A 1,947-nucleotide genomic window follows, 5' to 3' on the forward strand; every position below is an offset into this window, starting at 1 on the left:
TGATAGTCTTAATTAAAGTTATAACTTGCACTTACCCAACCCCTAGGTTGAGTGGTTGTTCCATCCGTATTAACCGCCTGTCCTGTAGAACTATAAAGTGGGTTTTGACCAACCTTCCATGCAACCATCGCATTGATACCCCACCCTTCGTAATCCCACTTCACACCAAAACCAGCCCCCATTAAAGAGTAAGTATTGTTGGCATTAGTTTGACCCTGCCAACCTGGATATAAATTTTTATATTGCTGAACTACACCACCATCAAAGAAGGTAGACAAAGTAAACTTTTCATAAATACGATGCCTCAGTTCAACAGTGAATAATCCACCTTGAGTGCCCCCTGATTGTGCTACCGGATATGCACGAACTCCATAAGGACCGCCAAGGTAAATTTGTTCCGCCGTATTTAAATTGACTGATGCAAATTGACCAGACACACCGGCATATAAATTCGTATTACCACTTTGATCTAGTTGCTGAGTACGATTAGCCGAGAATGCTAACTTGGCAAAATTAGATGGGGTCACAACTCCATAAGCTGTGGGAGTTGTGTCCGGAATTGCGTACAGTCCATAACCAGATTGGCTAGTCGCCTGAATATCGAGGTGCCCTAGAACCATGGTTACAGAACCAGTATTGATGGCGCCATACCCAATGTCATCAGCTAGATTTCCGGATAGCCCCGCAGAGAGATTATTGATGTTGTAGGCACTAATAACGCTATCAGTGATGAAATTTGTATTGTTATAGCTCTTGATATCGTAGTTAACAGATCCATTTAGGTTAGCTCCTGGGCTTCGGATCAAAGGATATGCACCACTAACACCGGTTGTCCAGGCCGAGCCTGCACCACCGTTATAGGCATAGTTACTAACATTCTTATAATTTAGGAAGGTACCTGCAAGACCTAAACGCAAGCCATCAGGTGAGGCTGGTGCGGAAATCGCCCCCTGAATATATTGCGAGCCTTGCGACACGATTCCATTTAAAGAAAAAGATTCGCCAATACCAATGGGGTTATTCAGATTTAAGGCGACAATACCCTGATTCGCGCCTGTTGTTCTACTGCCATAGGTATTGGCTTCAACACGTCCTTGCACGAGATCGGGCTGAGTTAATTGGAGGCGTAAATCTGACTCACCGTCCTTATCACCAGGTTCTAATTGGCTCAGAACGATAACGCCGGGTGTTTCATTCAAGATGGTTACAGCTCGCTCAATCGCAGGCATGCTCAATGGAGCACCAATGGGATTGGCATAAGTAATGTAGCTTGCTGCTCGTTCTTTACTGAAGCGAGTTGGTCCTTTAGGATTTTCTACGACCACTTTTCCCAACTTTGCTTCGGTAACTAATATTTTTACAATGCCATCCGCAATCTTTTGTGGTGGCAATATTGCCTGAACCGTGTAACCCTTACTGCGATATAAATTTTGAATGGCATCACATGCTCTTTGCAGATCATCAAAGCTAACTGGCACCCCAACCCAAGAACGAATCGCTAACTGCACTTCAGACTCAGGAAGAATATTGACACCCTCCAGTACAAATGACTTGACCGTGAAACGCACTTCCCCTTGTTTGGGAGCGCTAGGCTGAACTGGCGCAGCTTTACTAGGCTCAGGCAAAGCCAAAGGGGATGGCAATGGTAATTGCTGCTCAAGACCCTGTTGCAGCGCTCCAGCATCGACCTGTCCGAATACTTGATACGACCAAGTACATGTCACAAGCCCTAGCAAGCCAATGACTAATTTAGATTTAGATGTGGTGATTCGTAAAGTCAAAACTAGCGTCGAAAAAGAGCTTTAAGTGAATTAAGCTATTGAATATATTAAGTAAATTATCGCATAAGCCTTAAAAACTACTCATTGTTAGCAGCCTATAGCCCATAAGGCGCTCAATGCTAACAGCAGGTGCATTACCGTGAACTCCATTCACCTGTCAGGTGAA

General features: G+C 44.3%; 1 protein-coding gene. It reads right to left on the bottom strand.

Features of this window, described 5'->3' with window-relative positions; all coding sequences use genetic code 11:
• Window positions 1-8: 8 nt before the first annotated feature.
• Complete coding sequence (locus tag PNUC_RS05720; protein ID WP_048812100.1) at window positions 9-1,781, bottom strand: ShlB/FhaC/HecB family hemolysin secretion/activation protein; 1,773 nt, start codon at window positions 1,779-1,781, stop codon at window positions 9-11.
• Between the last annotated feature and the right edge of the window lie 166 nt (window positions 1,782-1,947).

It is taken from the genome of Polynucleobacter asymbioticus QLW-P1DMWA-1, assembly GCF_000016345.1.
GTDB classification, from domain to species: Bacteria; Pseudomonadota; Gammaproteobacteria; order Burkholderiales; family Burkholderiaceae; genus Polynucleobacter; species Polynucleobacter asymbioticus.